This window comes from Mycobacterium sp. IDUB_28 (assembly GCF_055419285.1).
Map to the genome: position 1 here is coordinate 62788 of NZ_JBVAXK010000005.1, position 17187 is coordinate 79974.

General features: G+C 67.5%; 13 protein-coding genes and 1 pseudogene. 9 read left to right on the top strand and 5 right to left on the bottom strand.

Features of this window, described 5'->3' with window-relative positions; genetic code table 11:
* Window positions 1-87: 87 nt before the first annotated feature.
* Window positions 88-1923, bottom strand: a complete 1836-nt coding sequence (gene eccA, locus ACZYZ9_RS12000; protein WP_463826490.1) for a type VII secretion AAA-ATPase EccA — start codon at window positions 1921-1923, stop codon at window positions 88-90.
* Between the two features lie 185 nt (window positions 1924-2108).
* Here eccA and ACZYZ9_RS12005 point away from each other — a divergent pair, with 185 nt between their 5' ends.
* The 9 genes from ACZYZ9_RS12005 (at window position 2109) to ACZYZ9_RS12045 (ending at window position 7508) form a co-directional block, all read left to right on the top strand.
* Window positions 2109-2453 carry a hypothetical protein gene (locus ACZYZ9_RS12005; RefSeq protein ID WP_463826491.1) on the top strand — a complete coding sequence of 115 codons (345 nt, stop codon included), beginning with the start codon at window positions 2109-2111 and terminating at the stop codon, window positions 2451-2453.
* Window positions 2450-2800, top strand: a complete 351-nt coding sequence (locus tag ACZYZ9_RS12010; RefSeq protein ID WP_463826492.1) for a YbaB/EbfC family nucleoid-associated protein — start codon at window positions 2450-2452, stop codon at window positions 2798-2800. Before ACZYZ9_RS12005 ends, ACZYZ9_RS12010 begins: the two co-directional genes overlap by 4 nt.
* A 96-nt stretch (window positions 2801-2896) precedes the next feature.
* Complete coding sequence (locus ACZYZ9_RS12015; RefSeq protein ID WP_463826493.1) at window positions 2897-3244, top strand: hypothetical protein; 348 nt, start codon at window positions 2897-2899, stop codon at window positions 3242-3244.
* Between the two features lie 9 nt (window positions 3245-3253).
* On the top strand, window positions 3254-4609 hold the full coding sequence (locus ACZYZ9_RS12020) for a hypothetical protein (protein WP_463826494.1): 1356 nt from the start codon (window positions 3254-3256) through the stop codon (window positions 4607-4609).
* A 10-nt stretch (window positions 4610-4619) separates the two neighbouring features.
* Entirely contained in the window at window positions 4620-4910 is a 291-nt protein-coding gene (locus tag ACZYZ9_RS12025; protein WP_463826495.1) for a PE family protein, read from the top strand.
* 56 nt (window positions 4911-4966) lie between these two features.
* Window positions 4967-6040 carry a PPE domain-containing protein gene (locus ACZYZ9_RS12030; RefSeq protein ID WP_463826496.1) on the top strand — a complete coding sequence of 358 codons (1074 nt, stop codon included), beginning with the start codon at window positions 4967-4969 and terminating at the stop codon, window positions 6038-6040.
* The gene (locus tag ACZYZ9_RS12035) at window positions 6037-6855 is read left to right on the top strand and encodes an ESX secretion-associated protein EspG (protein ID WP_463826497.1); all 819 of its coding nucleotides are present in this window, start codon (window positions 6037-6039) and stop codon (window positions 6853-6855) included. Before ACZYZ9_RS12030 ends, ACZYZ9_RS12035 begins: the two co-directional genes overlap by 4 nt.
* A gap of 68 nt (window positions 6856-6923) precedes the next feature.
* A complete protein-coding gene (locus tag ACZYZ9_RS12040) occupies window positions 6924-7193 on the top strand; it encodes a hypothetical protein (RefSeq protein WP_463826498.1) in 270 nt (89 codons plus the stop codon).
* Window positions 7194-7211: 18 nt separating this feature from the next.
* On the top strand, window positions 7212-7508 hold the full coding sequence (locus tag ACZYZ9_RS12045; protein WP_463826499.1) for a hypothetical protein: 297 nt from the start codon (window positions 7212-7214) through the stop codon (window positions 7506-7508).
* A gap of 247 nt (window positions 7509-7755) precedes the next feature.
* Here ACZYZ9_RS12045 and ACZYZ9_RS12050 read toward each other — a convergent pair.
* The 4 genes and pseudogenes from ACZYZ9_RS12050 to eccCa all read right to left on the bottom strand — a co-directional run.
* A pseudogene (locus ACZYZ9_RS12050) lies at window positions 7756-9177 on the bottom strand (MinD/ParA family ATP-binding protein); the annotation flags it as partial.
* A 1046-nt stretch (window positions 9178-10223) separates the two neighbouring features.
* Complete coding sequence (gene mycP, locus ACZYZ9_RS12055) at window positions 10224-11633, bottom strand: type VII secretion-associated serine protease mycosin (RefSeq protein ID WP_463826500.1); 1410 nt, start codon at window positions 11631-11633, stop codon at window positions 10224-10226.
* Window positions 11633-13108 carry a type VII secretion integral membrane protein EccD gene (eccD, locus tag ACZYZ9_RS12060; RefSeq protein ID WP_463826501.1) on the bottom strand — a complete coding sequence of 492 codons (1476 nt, stop codon included), beginning with the start codon at window positions 13106-13108 and terminating at the stop codon, window positions 11633-11635. The genes mycP and eccD overlap by 1 nt, the downstream gene beginning before the upstream one ends.
* Window positions 13105-17130, bottom strand: coding sequence for a type VII secretion protein EccCa (eccCa, locus tag ACZYZ9_RS12065; protein WP_463826502.1), 4026 nt, complete (start codon window positions 17128-17130; stop codon window positions 13105-13107). Before eccCa ends, eccD begins: the two co-directional genes overlap by 4 nt.
* Window positions 17131-17187: the final 57 nt, after the last annotated feature.

Here is a 17187-nt window from a genome sequence, read left to right on the forward strand (position 1 = left end):
TGGCCTGAATTGCTTGTACGGGGATGGGATTGGTGTCCGCGTCGCTGCTGCGCTTGAACCCGGTCCTGGGTGCGTCGGATTGGCTCACTATCGCGTTCTCGAAGTCAGCTGGCCGGTGGACATGCCCAACACATTTCCCAGCGCAGCGCGCATGTCGCCGAGCTCGATGCGCATCAGTTCGGTCTCGTCGAGATCTTCGACGCTGACGTCCGGGCGCTCGCTGAGCCGGTACTCCCGCTCCTCCTCGGCCGCTTCGATCACGTTGCGGACGAACCGCCCGTTGCCCACCAGATCGACATCGCGGCGCAACTGCCCGGAGTCGTCGGCCGATTGACTGTCGTAGAGCACCGTGCAGGCGGTCACCAGTTCCTCGTAAGCAGGTTTGGTGAGCTCAGAGTCGCGGGTCTTGGCGATCAGCCGGCCGATGTCGCCCAGCTCGGTCGGGGTGTAGGAATTGAACCGGATCCGTTTGGTGAACCGCGAGGCCATCCCCTCGTTGGAGGCCAAGAAGCGGTCGATCTCTGCGTCGTAGCCGGCGATGATCACCACTAGCCGGTCGCGGTCGTTCTCCATCCGCGCCAACAGCGTGTCGACCGCCTCCCGGCCGAAGGCGTCGCCGCCGGCCAGCCCGGTCTGGATCAGCGTGTAGGCCTCGTCGATGAACAGCACGCCGTCCATCGCGGTGTCGATCAGCGCCGACGTCTTGATCGCCGTACTGCCCAGATGTTCTCCGACGAAATCGGCGCGCTTGGCTTCGACCACGGCGGGCGTCTTGAGCAGTCCCAATCCGCAGTAAACCTGGGCCACCACGCGAGCGATCGTGGTCTTGCCGGTTCCGGGTGGTCCGGTGAAGGCCAGGTGCAGGCTGCGCGCAGCCGCGTTGAGGCCCTTGCCTTCGCGGACCTTGGCCAGCTTGGCGGCCGACCGCAGCTTGGCCACCTGCAGCTTGACGTCGGTCAAACCGATCTGCCGGTCCAGCTCCTGCTGCGCCGCGCGCAGGTACTCGTTGCTGCGCTCGTTCATGCTCTCGACGTCGACTTCCCGGGCACTGCGGGCGGTGCCGGGATCCCACTTGTCCGTGCGGGAGTCGATGTCGTCTTTGCTGGTGATGATGAGCCGGAATTTGGGATCGTGCAGCGCCGACGCGTTGGCTTCGAATCCCGGCTCTTCGCTGTAGATCCGCTCGAAGATGACCCGGGCTTCGGCCTCCTTGCCCATCTCGCGCAGCGTGAGGCCCTTGCAGAATTCGGCGGCCCGGCCGGCAGCCGGAATCGGACCGTCGATCGCCTGGTCGAGGCGCCGGATGCCTTCACCGAACAAGCCCATCTGCGCGCACGCCGAACCGACCATCAGGTGTGCTCCAGCCGCGATGTAGTCGTCGCTGAACGAGGACGAATTAGCCAGTGCGGCAAGCACATCGGGCCAGCGCTGGGTGGTGAAGTGCAGCACGGCCCGCACGTAGGCGCAGATCTCGGCGGAATCGGCGTCGCCGTCGGGCATGGATCGTCGCATGGTGTCCAGCTCGTCGAGCACCCGCTCGGCCTCGTCGTAGTCCTTGCCGGCGATCATGCTGGCTGCGTAGCCCAGCCACACCTCGGTGAGCGTGCTCAGCGTGTAGTCCAGGTACAACCCGGTCTGGAAGCGGCCGGCCAGCGCGTGCCGGGGCAGCCCGAGGCGACGCTGCTCGCGGTACAGGTTGTCCTTGCTGGTGCGCCAGAGGTTGTAGATCACCTCGCTGCTGGTGTCACCGGCGGCGGCACGTCCCAACCACGCGTCGCTCATCTGCGGATCGTGCTCGGTGGCACGTTTGAACGCCAGGGCCGCGTACTGCACATCGCGGTCGACTTCCAGTCCGTTGACGGGAATGCCCAACGACAACACACCGGCGTCGAAGACGCGCTGGGCATCCCTGGTGCCAGGCATCTGCTTGATGTCCTTACTACTAGCGACTACGAGCTAGGCGAAAGTCGCGCGAATGAGACCGCTGCCGGTGGTGCGGATGACGGACCGCACAAATAAGCACAAAACGTCCTTTCCCCCACACCTGGCGATAGGAAGTTATTGTACCGATCTGACGGGTTTCAATATCGCGCCTAATGTGAGGACACGTGCCCCCGGAACATCCGCAACAGCGAGCGCAACCGGTTCGGTCTCGCACCGGCACCATCGCTGTCGTCACGACCGAACGCGGGCTCCCGACGGCGCTCAAGATCGACCGCAGTGAACTGGCCAGACCGCCGCAGGAGTTGGCCGGCGAGATCCTGGCGTTGTGCCAGCTGTCGGCACTGCGGTCTCAGGTGGCCTACCGACGCAGCCTGGTGGACAAGGGCTTCACCCCCTCGGTACTGCGCGAGATCGGTCTGCCGACCGAGGACGACCTGGCGCGCGCCGAGCTCGAGCTGTTCGGCGACGAGGACGACGACAACCCGACGACCTGGCTGAGGCCGGTATGACCAGCCTGGCCCAATCGGTGATCGCGCGGGCCATCAAGCAGCGCGACCTGTTGCAGTCGATGACCGAGCAGTCCAAGACGATTTCGGCGCGGGTGACCAGTCGCGACCGCGCGGTAAGCGCTGAAGTCAACGGCCTCGGCAGCCTGACCGGATTGTGGCTGGGACCCCCCGCCAGCCGGTTGGATCCCGATGCGCTGGCTTCACTCATCGTCGAGACCGCGCAGGCTGCAGCCAAGGTGGCCATGGAACGCTACAGCTTCTTGTTCAAGGAGTTCAGCACCCGCATGGACGAGCTGCAAAAGGCCCCGCTGGTGCGCAGTGACGGCACCGTCGTCGAATCGGATTAGCCCCTTTTCCTGCGCTTATTGCACACGTGTGAATCGCGGGCGTGACGAGAGTCTGCTTAAAATTCGTGCGGTTTATAGCTGACCCGGGTGCTTATCGTGAAACGACCAGCGCTGGCGGACCGGGGACAGCGGGAAATGGGGGAAGAGATGCCGACGCCATTCGAGATGCAGCCCGAGTTCATGGCAGTTCTCACCGACGCTCAGCAGGCCGCGAGCGCGGCGATCACCACGGCGTTCGGCGCCGTCACGCCCGCACAGATGAGTTCGTTCTCGATGGCGCTGGGCCCGATCGCAGTGGCGAACATGATCCCGGCAATGTTCGAGTCGACGGCGAACAACGTCGCCAGCGGCATGATGACCGCCGCCAAGCACGGATTGCTGGGCGCGGCGACGCACATTTCGCACGCCGCTCAGTCGAACGTCGACGGCACCGTCGAAGCCTAGGCGGCGCGCATGGGCACCACCGACCCGGCGCCGCCCGGCCAGGTCGATCCCGCGGACTTCGACCATCTGCCGGTGGTCAACCAGCTGGAGAACGACCTGCAGGCCTGGCTCAACCGTCCGGTGCAGGACATTCTGCATCAGTTCAATCTGGGTCAGCTCCCGCCCGGCGGCCCGCAGTTCCCCGACGAGGCGATCCCTGCTGACCTCACCGCAGCTCCCGGCGGCATGGGTAACAACTTTGCCGGCGGGCTGCTCAAACCCGTCACCGACATGCTCGGCACCCTGGGCCCGGGCCTGTTCCAGGGCCTGAATCCCACGCAGATGTTCGGCGGGATCAGCCAGGCCTTTCAACAGGCCGCCGGCGGGGTGCAGCAGGCGCTGGGCCAGATGATGGGCGGTGCCGGCGGCCAGGGCTGGTCCGGCGCCGGAGCCGGCGCCGCAGCCGCGAAGACCGGAGAAACCCTCGCCAACGGGGCGGCCGTTGCCGCGCAGGGCACTGCGCTGGGCGGCGAATACAGCGCCGCCGCCGCCAACGTCGCGCAAGGGCAAGCGCGCCTGCTGGAAATCCTGCAGCAGTGCCAGCACGAGCTCGAGGCACTCTCGGCCGGGTTGCCGTGGACCGCGCCGAACATGGTCGAGTCAGGTGCGCGAGCTAGCGCGCTGGCCACCGAAGCCATCACTGAGCTGGAGAGCACGCTGACCAGCCAGGCGGCCGCCACCACCGCGACCGGTGCTCCCGTCGCCGTCGCCCAGGGCCCGCAAATGGCGATGGGGATGCTCGCCCCGATGTTGTCGGTGGGGATGAGCATGATCGGTCCGGCGATGCAGATGGGCATGATGCCGCTGACGATCGGGATGCAGGCGGGCACTCAAGCGCTGCAGGCCGGGATGCAGGCCGGCACCGGGCTGGCCTCCAGCCTGGGGCAGGCAGCCCAAGGCACCGGTGGCGCTCCGGCTGCATCAGCGCTGGGGCACACCGGCCGGATGGTCGGTGCTCACCCCGGCGGTGGCGGCCACGGTGGCGGCGGCGTCGGCGCCACGAGCCCGGCCCGGGCCACGCCGTCTTCGCCCATGGTGCAGAACGACAACACCAACACCGCGGCCATGGCGCGCTCGCTGTCCGCCCGGCCGACCGCCGGCGCGGCCGGAGTGGGCGCCGCAGGCATGATGGCCCCCGGTGCTGCCGGCTACGGCGCCCAGGGGGGTAAGGCAGGCGCGGGCGGCAGCCACACCTCGGCCGCGTTCCTGCACACGACGGATCAGGGTGGAGAGATCGTTGGCGATCTCGGCACCGCCAGCCCTGCCGTGATCGGCGATCCGACCGCCCACCTCGACGACGACCCCGACATCAAACTTCGGATTTAGGAGCACAGAAATGAGCGACAACAATCGGCTGTCCATCCGACCTGACGAGCTGACCGAAGCCACCCGGCAACTCGATGAACTCGCCAACCGCATGCAGCGGGTGATGGACGCCGAGCGGCCCAACCTCACCGCTGTCGCCTCGGGCCGCGACGAGGTCTCGCAGCGGGTGGCGCACACCCTCAATGAGGTGCTGGGGTCTTTCACCAAGGCATCCGACCAGGGCGCCAACGCGATCCACGAGGCGTCGGCGGCGTTGCGTTCGCACTCCGGCCGGATGGCTGAGGCGGACCTCGCCGACTGACCGACCCGTCGCTTGTAGCGGCGGCACTGAGCCACTGGAAGGGGGGGGCCGAGAGTATGGGATTCACCAATGTCGTCTGGGAAGCGCGCAGCACCGAGCAGCTTGCGCAGGATCTGACTGAGGGCCCCGGGCCGTCCTCGGTCGGCGAAGCCGGCGCCGCATGGATTCGGGTAGCCAACGAGTTCGCCAAGGTATCGGCCGATTACGACCGGTTGATCGAATCCTTCCAGGCGGCCTGGGAGAGCAGTACGTCCCAAGCCGTAGCGCGCAAACTCGAAGCCTTCGGTAAGTGGCTGCAGGCGGCCAGCCTGAGCGCCGCGGCGAACGGACGGCGCGCGGAAGAAGCTGCGGTGGCCAACACCGTCGCGATCCTGTCCATGCCCAGCGTCTCCGAAGCCGTGGAAGCCAAGGCGGCCCAGGACATGATGGCGTCGCTGTCGGCCTACAACGGCGCGATCCTGCAGGGCAGCTTCGCCGAGTTCGACGAGGCCGCGTCAGCACAGCAGGCGGATGCCGCCGCTGTGATGAATCGGTACGAGGAAGCCTGCGCCGAACTCGCCGAGCCCTGGGAGCAGCCGGTGCCTCCGCAGATCACCAATGGCGCCGCGCTGAAGTCCGAGAGGGAGGGCAGGTCCAAAGGCGGTTCCGGCAGCGGCGGTGGCGGTGGCGGCGCACCGAGGCAGCTGTCACCGATGCTGGCCAGTCCGGTCGCCCCGTCCAAAGACCCGGCGCAACTGCGCAAGACCACCTTCTCCGCCGATTCGTCCAGCAGCGGGATGGGGCGCGGCGGCGGGGGCTACGCCCCGATGGGCGCCGGCCGGCGGGACGGCAGCGGCCAGTCGTACGAATCGTTTCGCGAGGCCGGCGCCCTTGAGGGCGCCGGCGAGGCGGGTGCAAGTCTGTCCGACAGCGGCCAGTCGTGGCTGCCGGCCGCGCAGCAGAGCGACGCCCCGTTTACCGTCTCGCACGTCAGCTGGGGCCCCAACACTGCGATTTTCGACGACCTGGCGGCCCCCGAGCCACAGCACGCGGAGGGCTTCGCCGAAGAACCCGAACGGACCTTGCAGCAAGTCTCTGACCGGTGGGTCTCCCCGGCGGTCATCGGCGCCGAGCAGGAGGTGAGCCTGTGACCACCGCGGTGTTGTCCGGGTTCACCCTGACCGATGACGAACTGCAGGTCGTGGGAGCGCGAGTCGGGATTCAGGGTTTTCCGGCAGTCTTGGGAGTGCACCCCCGCTATGGCACCGTCGACGCACTGGACGCGGCGTTCGATGCCGCCACCCGCAGCCTCGCCGCCCGGGGCCTGATCCTGGACGGCAACGTCGATCCGGACCTGGTCCCACTGCTACGCGCGCTGCGCCGGCCGGAGCGGGAATTGGCGATGCGCCTGGTGACGCCCGACGGGATCGCCCGGGTGAGCGTGGTTCGCTGCGGCAACATCGGTGTGCTGGCCCGGCGGGTGGGCGATCAGATCACCCTGCGGCCGGCCGACGGCGCGGCAGACCAATCCTGGGCAGCCCGGGCCCTGCTCAGCGCGCTACCGCGAGCCGAGGCCGCGCAGCTGGTTCCGGTCGGCGCACCGACGGAGTCGATCAGCCGCAATCTCACCGGGACGCACGACGCCGCACAACTGGCCGACCGGGTGCGTGCCCTGGGTGCCGAACCGCGCACGGCCATGCTATTGGGCTCGGCACTGGCGTCGCGGATGGCGTTCGCCGAGATCGTCTACTACACGCTCTGCAGTGACCAGGACCGGATTTCGCGTCGGCCGGCTGCCGTCGCGGTGTTCTACACCAAACGAGGCCGGCTGGTGGGAGCACCCAGCGCCTCGCCGAGCGGCCAACTGTGGACGACGCTCAAGCCCGGATCGGACCACGCGATCGGGCAGGCGATCGGTCAACTTGTCGAGTTATCGGCGGACCAATGGGAGGCGTCATTGGCTTAGCGCGATACGTCCACGAAATAGAGCCACCGTGTCCTCGTTGGTGAGGGCACACGGAAAGGGAGAAACGTATGTCACATCCTTTTGAATTAACCGAAGACGCCGATCCGCACGTCAAGAATATCTTCGAACACCTGCAGTCCACCGACCAGCTGATGAAGAAGATGGACGACGAAGTCACGCAGATGGTGGGGCTGAACTGGCACGGCAACCAGGCCCAGAACTTCCACGGCCGGATGGTGGAGCATCTCGACCACATTCGCACCATTCAGCAGCAAACCGATGCCCTGGCCACTAGCTCCATGCAATACATCCAGGACCACCGCAACGTCGACGCGTAGAAAGTCAGGTAACAACTCATGGCATACGGCATCAAATACAATTTCGAGGCGAACTTCAGCACGTTGGACGCCATTCGGCAGATCACCTCGGATGCGGAGAACATGCGGACCGAGATCGACGGTCTCTTCAACGCGCTGACCTCAGGGCCCTACACCGGGCACGCACCGGAGGAGATCAACGCGCTGCGGGTGCGCTTCTCCAACGAGATGGACGAGATCATCCAGGACCTGCACGCCACTCAGGTTCGTGCCGTCGACCAGAACCAGCTGGTACAGGATCTCGACAACCAACAGGCCGCCAACATCCTCGGATGAGGCCGGAACAAGTCTAGAGGCTGAGGCCCGGGCTCGTCTTCGACGAGTCCGGGTTTCCACCGTTCGGGCGACAGATCCACACACTTCCGGTCAAGTACGACGTCTCGACCACACGGCGCCCAGGTGCACTTTCGTGTTGTCGAATTCGCGAACAACGGACAGCAGAGTTTCCGGCGTTTGTCCGCCGGCGAGATCGCGCCTTCGACTGAGCCAGTACGCGGCGACCGCACACACCACGCCGGGACAGCTATGCCTGTTCCGGCGCGCCGCCCCGCAACCGCCCGAAGTTCTCAGATACCGACCCGGCAAGCTCCAGGTAGGCCTGCCTGGTCGCGGGCCGCAGCCGGTCGAAGTCGACGTCGGCCCCCTCGGCCAGATGAGGGTCGAACGGGATCAGATGAATCGACCGGCAGCGCGTCTGGAAGTGCTCGTACACCTTGTCCAGTTTGAGGGCCGCCGACCCGGGCCGGGAGGCACTGAGCACCACGTGCGCTTCCCGCACCAGCCCCGAATGCCCGTGCTGCACAAGCCAGTCCAACGTCGCCGAAGCACTGCGTGCGGCGTCGATGGCCGGCGAACTGACCAGCACGATGGTGTGCGCCAGATCCAGCACCGCCGACATCGCCGAATGCATGATGCCGGTGCCGCAGTCGGTCAGGATGATGTTGTAGAAGTGCCGCAGAATCTCCACCGTGCGTCGGTAGTCATCGGCGCCGAACACCTCTGAAACAGCTGGATCCTGTTCGCTGGCAAGCACTTCCAACCGGCTGGTGGCCATCAGGGTGTGATTGCGGACGTCGGCGTAGCGGTTGATGTTCGGATCCGACAACAGGTCACGCACGGTGGAGCGGGTCGACGCGTCGCCGACTCGTTCGCCCAGCGTGCCGCGGTCGGGATTGGCGTCCACGGCGATCACCCGGTCGTGGCGCACCGTCGCCAGTGCCGAACCCAGCCCGAACGTGGTGGTGGTCTTGCCGACTCCGCCCTTGATCGACAGCACAGCGATGCGGAAGTCGCCGACGATCGGCTGCCGAATCTCGGCAAGGAGATGTTCGTGCCGACGTTCCTTGCGCGACGCCCCCGGATTGACGTGCCCGGACGTGGCTTTGTGCACCGCGCGACGCCAGCCCGACGGCGGGGCGAACCGGTCCAGATTGGCCACCTCGGCCTCGTCTATGGGCGGCGGCGCGCGGAAAGGCTGATAGCTGGGCGGTGGGCCCACCGGCGGTTGAGGTCCGCGGGCCGGCGGCGGGCCCCCGGGGGCACGGGGCGGCGGGCCGGCGACCGGTCTCGCGGGCCGTTGGGGCGCGGCCGGCGGGAGGCGCTGACCCGGCGGAGGACCGGGCCACCACGGCGGCGGAAAGGGGCCGGGCGGTAGCGGAGGCGGAAACGGCGGCAGGGCGCCCTGCCGCGGCCGGGCGGGCGGTGTCGGCGGCGCCCGCGGTGCAGGCGGGGGTTCGGTTGACGCTGTTGTGTTTTTGACCACCTCAGTTCCCGACGTGGTCGAAATCGGCATCTGCCACGGCGGAAACTCCGGCTGACGCTCCGTCGAATCGGGTTCTGTGCCAGCTAGATTCGCTGCCGGTGCGGCAGTGTCGGATTCCGCGGGCCGCGCCTCGACTGTGGAGTCGGTCTGGGGCGCATCGCTTTGCGATGCCGACACCTCGGCCATCATGTCGGTCCAGTGCCATTCCGTGGGCGTAGGATCGTCGGCGGCAACCGGTTGTTGCGACTCCACTTCGGGCGCAGGGATTTCCGTCGGCAGCCACTCCTCGACACGTGCCGTAGCGTCAGCCGGGGGCACGCGGTCGTCCGGTTCTTCCGCCGCCGCTGACGAAAACTGAGCTCTCTTGGCCTGCATTTGCTCGAGTAGCGCTGCGGCCCGCAATTCGATTTCGTCGAGTGCACCGGCTTCGTCGGGCCTGGGCTCCTCGGGTGCCAACGACTCAGGAGTCGGCGACTCGAAACTCGCTTCCGTCGACGGCGCAGGCTCCCACCCATTCCCCGTCGACACTTCGACCGGCGGCTCGGGTTCTGACGGTTTGAGTCTCGCCGCGGATTCGGGCGCTTCGGTCCGCTGCCGGGAATGGCGACCGAAATGGGCGGACTCGTCAACCTGACTCACTGCGGGGGGCGGCGAGGACGCTGGATCCGTCGGCGGCGGTGCGGGCACCGGTTCGGTCGGCACCGCGGCTGTGTCCGACGCAGCCTCACCGGGACGGCCGGCCTGCACGCGGTCACGCCGCACCGCCACCCGCCTGGTCTGCTGCTCGGCCGGCTCCGGCGCGGGGGCGGGTGGGTGCGCGACGTCCGGTTCGGTTCCAGAAGCAGGGACCGGATCAAACCTCGGCGGGGCGGCCGCGGGCGGTGACGGCGTGCGTTGTTCGACGGCGGGCACGTCCGTCGTCGACGAGCCGCGGCCATTCCCACCCGCCTTGTCTTCGGCCCGGTCCCTGCCCTTCGTCTTGTCCCGGTCGCGCTCTTCGCGACCGATCGGCACGCGCCGCCGCTGGGTCTCGCCGGTCAGCCACGGGGGATGCGCCAGTGACCCGCGTTCGTCGTCAGCAGGCGTTTGCCTGGGCGATTGTTTCGACACTGTCCTCCCCCTTCCCCTCGCAAATTCGATTCCGCGCCGTTCTCAATCCTACGTAGCGCGAAACGGTTAATTCAGGTCGAGATTCCCACAGCTTCGCGCGCCGCACGAATGGCGATTCGTCAATTCGCCAGGTCGGTGCGCCCGGAGTCAGCCGACCTCAACTCACGACGGCGTCTTGCCACGGACAGCGCCCCTGCCACTGCGGCCAACGCCACCGCGCCGACGGTGACCGACAGCACGATGATCTGCGCACGTTGACTGCTCGGGTCACGGCGCGGTCGCCCGGCGATAGGCCGCGCCGCTTCGGGGTTGGGCATCTCGCTTGGCGTCGGCAGCCGATAGGTCAACGCTGCGACGGGGTCGATCACGCCGTATCCGGTGGCCTCGTTGGGGCCCGCACCCGGAGTGTGGGCGGTCCGCTTGATCAGATCGATGATCTGGCCGGCGTTCAGCTCAGGGAACCGGGACCGAAGCAAGGCCACCAGACCCGAGACGAAGGGGGCCGCGAAACTCGTGCCATTGATGGGCGCCAAACCCTGCTGACCCATGACAGCGTTGATCAAGCCGGGGCCGTTGGAGTCCAGCGAGATGATTCGTTCCCCCGGTGCCGCCACGCCGACCCACGGACCGCGCAGGCTGAAGTCGGCCGGCTCGCCGGATGTCGTCAGCGCGCCGACGGTCAACACGTAGTCGCTGAACCAGGCGGGACTGGCAACGGTCCGCACCGAATCCCAGCCACTCTTCAACGGCATGTTCGGATCGGGCATGGCGTTTTGGATCTTGCAGAGGCCCTGGCTGTTGAAGTTGCCCGCCGCGGCCACCACCACCACGTTGCGCTCGAACGCATAACGAACCGCGCGGCCGAGTTGGACGTCGTCGAGGCCGCCTCCTACCGGGCCGCACGCCACTTCCGACAGGTTGATGACGGTCGCGCCCAGGTTGACCGCGCGGGTGATCGCGTAGGCCAATGTCAGGGTGTTGCCGTACCCGGGCGAGATGGCGTTGGGGTCGTTGGTCTGCCCAGAGCCGCCCTCCTTGACGCCGTAGACGGTGCTGTTCTGCCGGATCGACAGGATGGTCGCCTCCGGCGCCAGGCCCGCGAAGCTGTCGGCGGGACTGGGGACCGCCGCAATGATGCCTGCCACCAGCGTGCCGTGCGCGTCGCAGTCCTGCAGCCCGTCGGTGTTCGACACGTAGTCGCCGCCGCCTTCCACGGCCGGCAGCCGCGGATGCCGGTTCACGCCGGTGTCGATCACGGCGACCTTCTGTCCGGCGCCGCGGGCGAACCGCCACGCATCGGGGTAGTTGAGCATGGCTTCGGCGCTGGTCTGCAAGGTGAAGTCGGTCTGGGGCAGCACCCCGGTGGGGACTCCGCAGATCGCCTTGAGATCTGTCGGCTCGACGGGTCCCAGCGGTCCATTCGGCGGCGGCCCCGGCTCCACCACCGGCGGGCGGATCGCCTGCGCCGCTGCGGGGTTCAGCGCCGCGATCAACAGCAGCGCGCCCAGCACCGCGGCCCCGCGCCTCATCAGAATCCCAACCGCTGGTAGACGCCCACCACCCACAGCGCCAGCGGAATCAGCGAACCCACGGCCAGGTAATCCAGGTAGGCCAGCAACGTCGCCGCCCGGGAAAACGGACCACTGCCGGACTTTTTCAAGCCGGACAGGGCGCCGCCCAGCGCAACGGCCAGCAGCACGCCGAGCGCGACCTCCGGCATCGGCCGAGTTCCGCCTTGCGCCGTCACACACGTGCCGATCACCAGGGCTACTGCGGGCACGGCCAGCGCAGCACGCTCGAACCCAGTGGCATAGACGCGGCTGCGCAACGCCAACACCGCCGCACCGGCCAGCGCGAAGACGAACTCCGGCCAGTCCGCTGTCGGCCCGCCCCGCACCAGCAGGAGCACGTAAACCGTTGCCGCGGAGGCGAACCCACTCAACAGTGCGGCGCGCGTGACAGCCGCCGACTTCGCTCTGGTCCACACCTGCTCGGCTGTGGGCATCATGGTGCCCGAATCGCCCGTCGTCGGCGCGGACGGCTCGAAAGGATTCTGGAAATCCCAGTCCTCGCGGTTGGTTTCGACGGCCACGGTAGGCGTCTCGAACCGGCCCAACCGCGTCGTCAGCCGCTGCACACTCAGGCACATCAGGATCGCCGCCACCGCAGCGACCACGAAGACGATGTCGCCGCGGACGTGCGACGCACGCACCGCCAGCGCGACCCCCACCACACCGAAGAGCAACCCGACCGCGACGTACGCCCAGTGGCCGGTGCCGATGATCCGGTCGTACCCGAGGCAGCACACCAGCACCGTCCCGCAGGCACCGGCCAGCCCGTAGTCGCCGTACCGGGCCAGCAGCGCGAAGGCGATCCCGACGGTAATCGGGATCGCCGCCCACCCGAGCGCGGCAGCAACATCGTCCAGGCCGTAGGAGCGGTGCGCCAGGGTGGCCCCGCCGACCAGCGTCAGAGCGACGGCCGCGGCCAGCACGACGATCACACTGCGGTTGGCCGCGGCGATCGGGCCCACCACGCAGTAGGTGATGGCCAGCGCTGCGAGCTGCAGTCCGACGAACGACATCCAGCGCGCCGATCCCGCTCCCCAGGCGGCGTGGGCGGTCTTGTTCAACCGCCCGACGGCGTCCACCACGTCGTCGTAGAGGACCGGCGGCGACAGCGCCCGACGAGCGGACAGCCGCAACAGATCGCCACTGACGACACCGGCGTCGCGCAACGTCTGGGCGGGTTGTAACACCGTGCCGCCGTCGAATCGGCTCAGCACCCAGAATGTCCGGCGCTCGTCCTTGGCCGCCGCGTCCCCGTCCTGTTCCTTGTCCCGGGAGCCGATCAGCCGCGCCAGATCCGCGACGAACCCCGATACCGGCACATCCAGTGGCAGTGCGATGTCCAGTTGCGTCCGCCCCCCGAACACCGAGACGCGGATGTGCTCGGGCGCGGCCGACACCACCCGCAGTTGTCTGAGTTCGCTGACGCCGGTCACAGGTCCGGCATCCTGGAAAGCTGGATCACGCCACTCTTGGTGGACCGGGAGACCAGCATGCCGCGACCCGGCGGCATCTCGGTGGCCCGATAGCCGAACAGCGCCCCTTCGTCCTTGGTGCCGCTCATCACCAATCCGTTGCACGACAAATCCTTGAGCCGTCCGATGAACTGGTCCATCATGGCCCGTCCCGCTCCGCCGATCCGGCGGGTGACCGCCACCCGCAAGCCGATATCGCGTGCCTGGGGCAGGAATTCGGCCAGGGGACTGAGCGGGCTGCTCATCGGTCCGGTGGCGACGAGGTCGTAGTCGTCGACCATCACGAAGATGTCCGGGCCCGACCACCACGAGCGTTCTCTGAGTTGCTGCTGGGTGATGTCGCTGGGCGGCAGCCGATCCTGGAGGGTCGCGGCCAGTGCGGTCATCAACTCGGCGCAGGATTGCGATGCGGTGGCGTATCCCCCCAGGTACTCGTTGGCCACCACACCGAGCATCGAGCGGCGGTAGTCGACCAGGACGATCTTGCACTGGTCGGGCGTGGTGTTCTCCATCAGCCCGGTGGCGATGTTGCACAGCAGACTGGTCTTGCCGCATTCGACGTCGCCGAACGCCACCAGGTGCGGCTGGGATTCGAAATCCAAAACGACAGGCGCCAATTCGGCTTCGTTGATGCCGATGGCGACACGTGCGGCGTCCAGCATTCCGGCCGATCGCGCCGCCCGCACCACAGCAGCACGATCCAGGTTGTGCGGCAGCATCCGCACCCGCGGCGCCTGCCGGTTGCCATAGTGCGCGCGCATCGCGTTGACCGCACTCGATACGCCTTCGGGCAGATCCTCGACCCCCGAACTGGAGTCCAGCCGCGGCAACGCAATCAGGATGTGCAACCGCTCGTGACTGATACCCCGGCCCGGCCGGCCGACCGGGATCAGCTCGTTGAACCGGCGGCCCACGTCGCTGTCCAGCGCATCACCCAGCTTCAACTCGATGCGGGTGCCGAGCATGTCCTTGACCGCCGAACGCATCTCCATCCACCGGGTCGCCGAGATGACCAAATGCACACCATATGAAAGACCTTGCACTGCAAGCGAATTCAGTGTTGGTTCCAGCATCTCGAAATCGCTTCGGATCGACGCCCAGCCGTCGATCACCAGGAACACATCGCCGAACCTGTCCTGGCTCAACGGATCGGCGGCGGCGACCTCCGGCGACAGGGCTGCCAAATGCGCCTTGCGGGCTCGGAAGTCTCGCATCGACTCGATACCCAGGTCGCGGAACCGCGACTCGCGCGCGCGCAGCACGCCGGACACCTCGGCCACCGTGCGACGGATCGCGTCGGCATCCATCCGGCCGGCCACCCCGCCGACGTGCGGCAGATTGGCCAGACTGCTCAGCGTCCCACCGCCGAAGTCCAGACAGAAGAACTGCACCTGCTCGGGGGTGTGCGTGGCGGCCGCCGACATGATCAGAGTGCGCAGCGCGGTGGACTTACCCGACTGCGGCCCGCCGACCACCGCGACGTTTCCCTGGGCGCCGGACAGGTCGACCATCAACACGTCGCGGCGCTGGTCGTAGGGTCGGTCGACCACCCCCACGGGCAGCCACAACCGGCCGTCCAAATTCTCCGGAGCCGACCAGTTGGCGTCCGCCAGCAGCTGGTTGACCGCCGGGCTTTCGTCCAGGGGCGGCAGCCACACTTCGTGGGCCGGCCGACCGTGGCCCCGCAGCCGCGACACCACCACGTCGAGCAGGGTGATCTTGCTCGGAGACATCGGCTTGGCTTCGGCAATTTCCGGATCCGCCGTCGGGGTGACCGACACCTCCTTCTTGACCGGGGTGGCGGTGAACAGTTTCGGCGCCAGCGCGCCCAGCTGCCTGCCGCGACCGGTTTGCGCCCGGCGGGGCCGCACGTAGTCCCCGGAGACATAGCAGGTGTTGAACCGAATCGGTTCGGACGCATCGCATTTGAGGAAGGCCGAGCCCGGCACGCTGGGCAGGTGGTAGGCGTCCGGCACGCCGAGAACGCTGCGCGACTCGCCGGCAGAGAATGTCTTCAGGCCGATCCGGTAGGACAGGTGCGAATCCAGTCCGCGCAGCTTTCCTTCCTCGAGTCGCTGCGAAGCCAGCAGCAGGTGTACGTGCAGCGACCGGCCCAGTCGGCCGATCATCACGAACAGCTCAGCGAAATCCGGCTTCTGGGAGAGCAATTCGGAGAATTCGTCGACGATGATGAACAGTGCCGGGAGCGGTTCGAGTTCGGCGCCACCGGCTCTGGCCCGTTCGTATTCGTTGACGTTGGGGAAGTTGCCGGCCGATCGCAGCAGCTCCTGACGGCGGTTCAGCTCTCCGGCCAGCGCATCGCGCATCCGGTCCACCAGGATCAGTTCGTCCTCGAGGTTGGTGATGATCGCCGCGATGTGCGGCACCCCATCTAGTCCGAGAAACGTTGCGCCACCTTTGAAGTCGACCAGCACCATATTGAGCACGTCGGGTGAGTGCGAGGTGATCATCGATAACACCAGGGTGCGCAGGAACTCCGACTTGCCCGAACCGGTGGCGCCGATACACAGGCCGTGCGGGCCCATCCCGGATTCGGCGGACTCCTTGATGTCCAATTCCAGCGGCTGACCGTTGGGCGTGTAACCGATCGGCACCCGCAGCCGTTCCCGTGGTGAGCGTTTGCGCCAGACCTGCTCAGGCACGATTTCGGCGGCGTCGGGAATCTTCAGCAGTGCCATCAGTCCCGGGTCGGTGGCCCGCGCATCGGCCTCCAGATTCACGATGTGGGCGGCACTGGCCAGGCGGTAGCGGCCGATCCGGCGCGCCGTCGCCTCGGCTTCGGCGACGGTGATCGTGTCCGGTGTGGCGAACCGTTCGACGCCGACCGCGGTGCTCGCACCGACGCTCTCCCCGTCGGCGTCCCGGTCCACCACCAGCGCCAGGCCGCGCCGGTTGGCCGCCGCGTCCGAGCCGTTCAGGTCGAGCAGGGTGACACTGTCCAACCCGGCATCGGTGACCAGGCGCTCGGTCCCGGTGATGTAACCGTCGTCGATCACCACTACCAGTTGTCGCAGACCCTTGGTCGGCTCGGCGTTGCGGCTGAATCTGCCCCGCTCCCCCAGGTCCGCGGACAGCGAGCGCTCCAGCAGTTCCAGGCTGGGAAACAGCAGGCGCATCGGGCCCATCCCGTCCCGCGCGGTGGCGTGCTGCGCATGTGGCAGCCACTTGACCCAACTCCAGTTCTCGCCGTCGGGGTTCGCGGTGACCACCGCGACCTGAACCTGGTCGGGGCCGTGGAAGGCACACAGCTCCAACACCATGGACCGCACCAGCTGCCGGGCCAGCTTGCGGTCGCCGCCGAAGGTGATGGAGGGGAAAGCCCGCAGGGACACCGCCGTGGGCAGGGCGTGCACCACCGAGTGGGTCTTGACGAAACGGCGCAGCGCCACCGTCGACACCGGTTCGAGATCCTCGGGCGGCCCGGTTTCCGGTGCCAGCAATCGGGTGGCCAATCGGTGGGTGCCGATGCCCACCCGGACATGGCACCAGTCGTTGTCGGTGATCCGCCGCTCCCACATCCGCCGGGTGCCGGCCACGTCGGCCAGCGCCCGCGGGTCGGGGTGCGACCACTCCAGGGCGGCGCGCTGACCCTCGCCGGTTTGCTCGGCGTCGTCACGCAGGTTGGCCAGGTAGCTGAAGTAGTCCTTGCGCTCCTCGTTGAGTTCGGCCGCCGCTTTACCGGTGCGGCCGCCGCCGCCCATGAACATGCCGGCCATCGACATGATCATCATCATCGGGAAGATCAGGAACATCGGATTACGCGTCAGATCCCGGCCCCCGACGGTCACCATCAGCGCGATCATCCCGACCACCGCGACGATCATCACCAACGGCAGCAACTTCGTGAGCAGGTTGCCGGGGATCACCCGGGGCACCTCCGGCGGCGCCTGCAGGTTGACTTCCCCGCCCGGCATCCGCGGTGGCGACACCCGCAATCGGCGCACGAAACCCTGCGTACTCAAACGGTCTTTCCCCGAACTTCCCGAAACTTTTAACCGGCTTACCGAAATAGGCTTGAG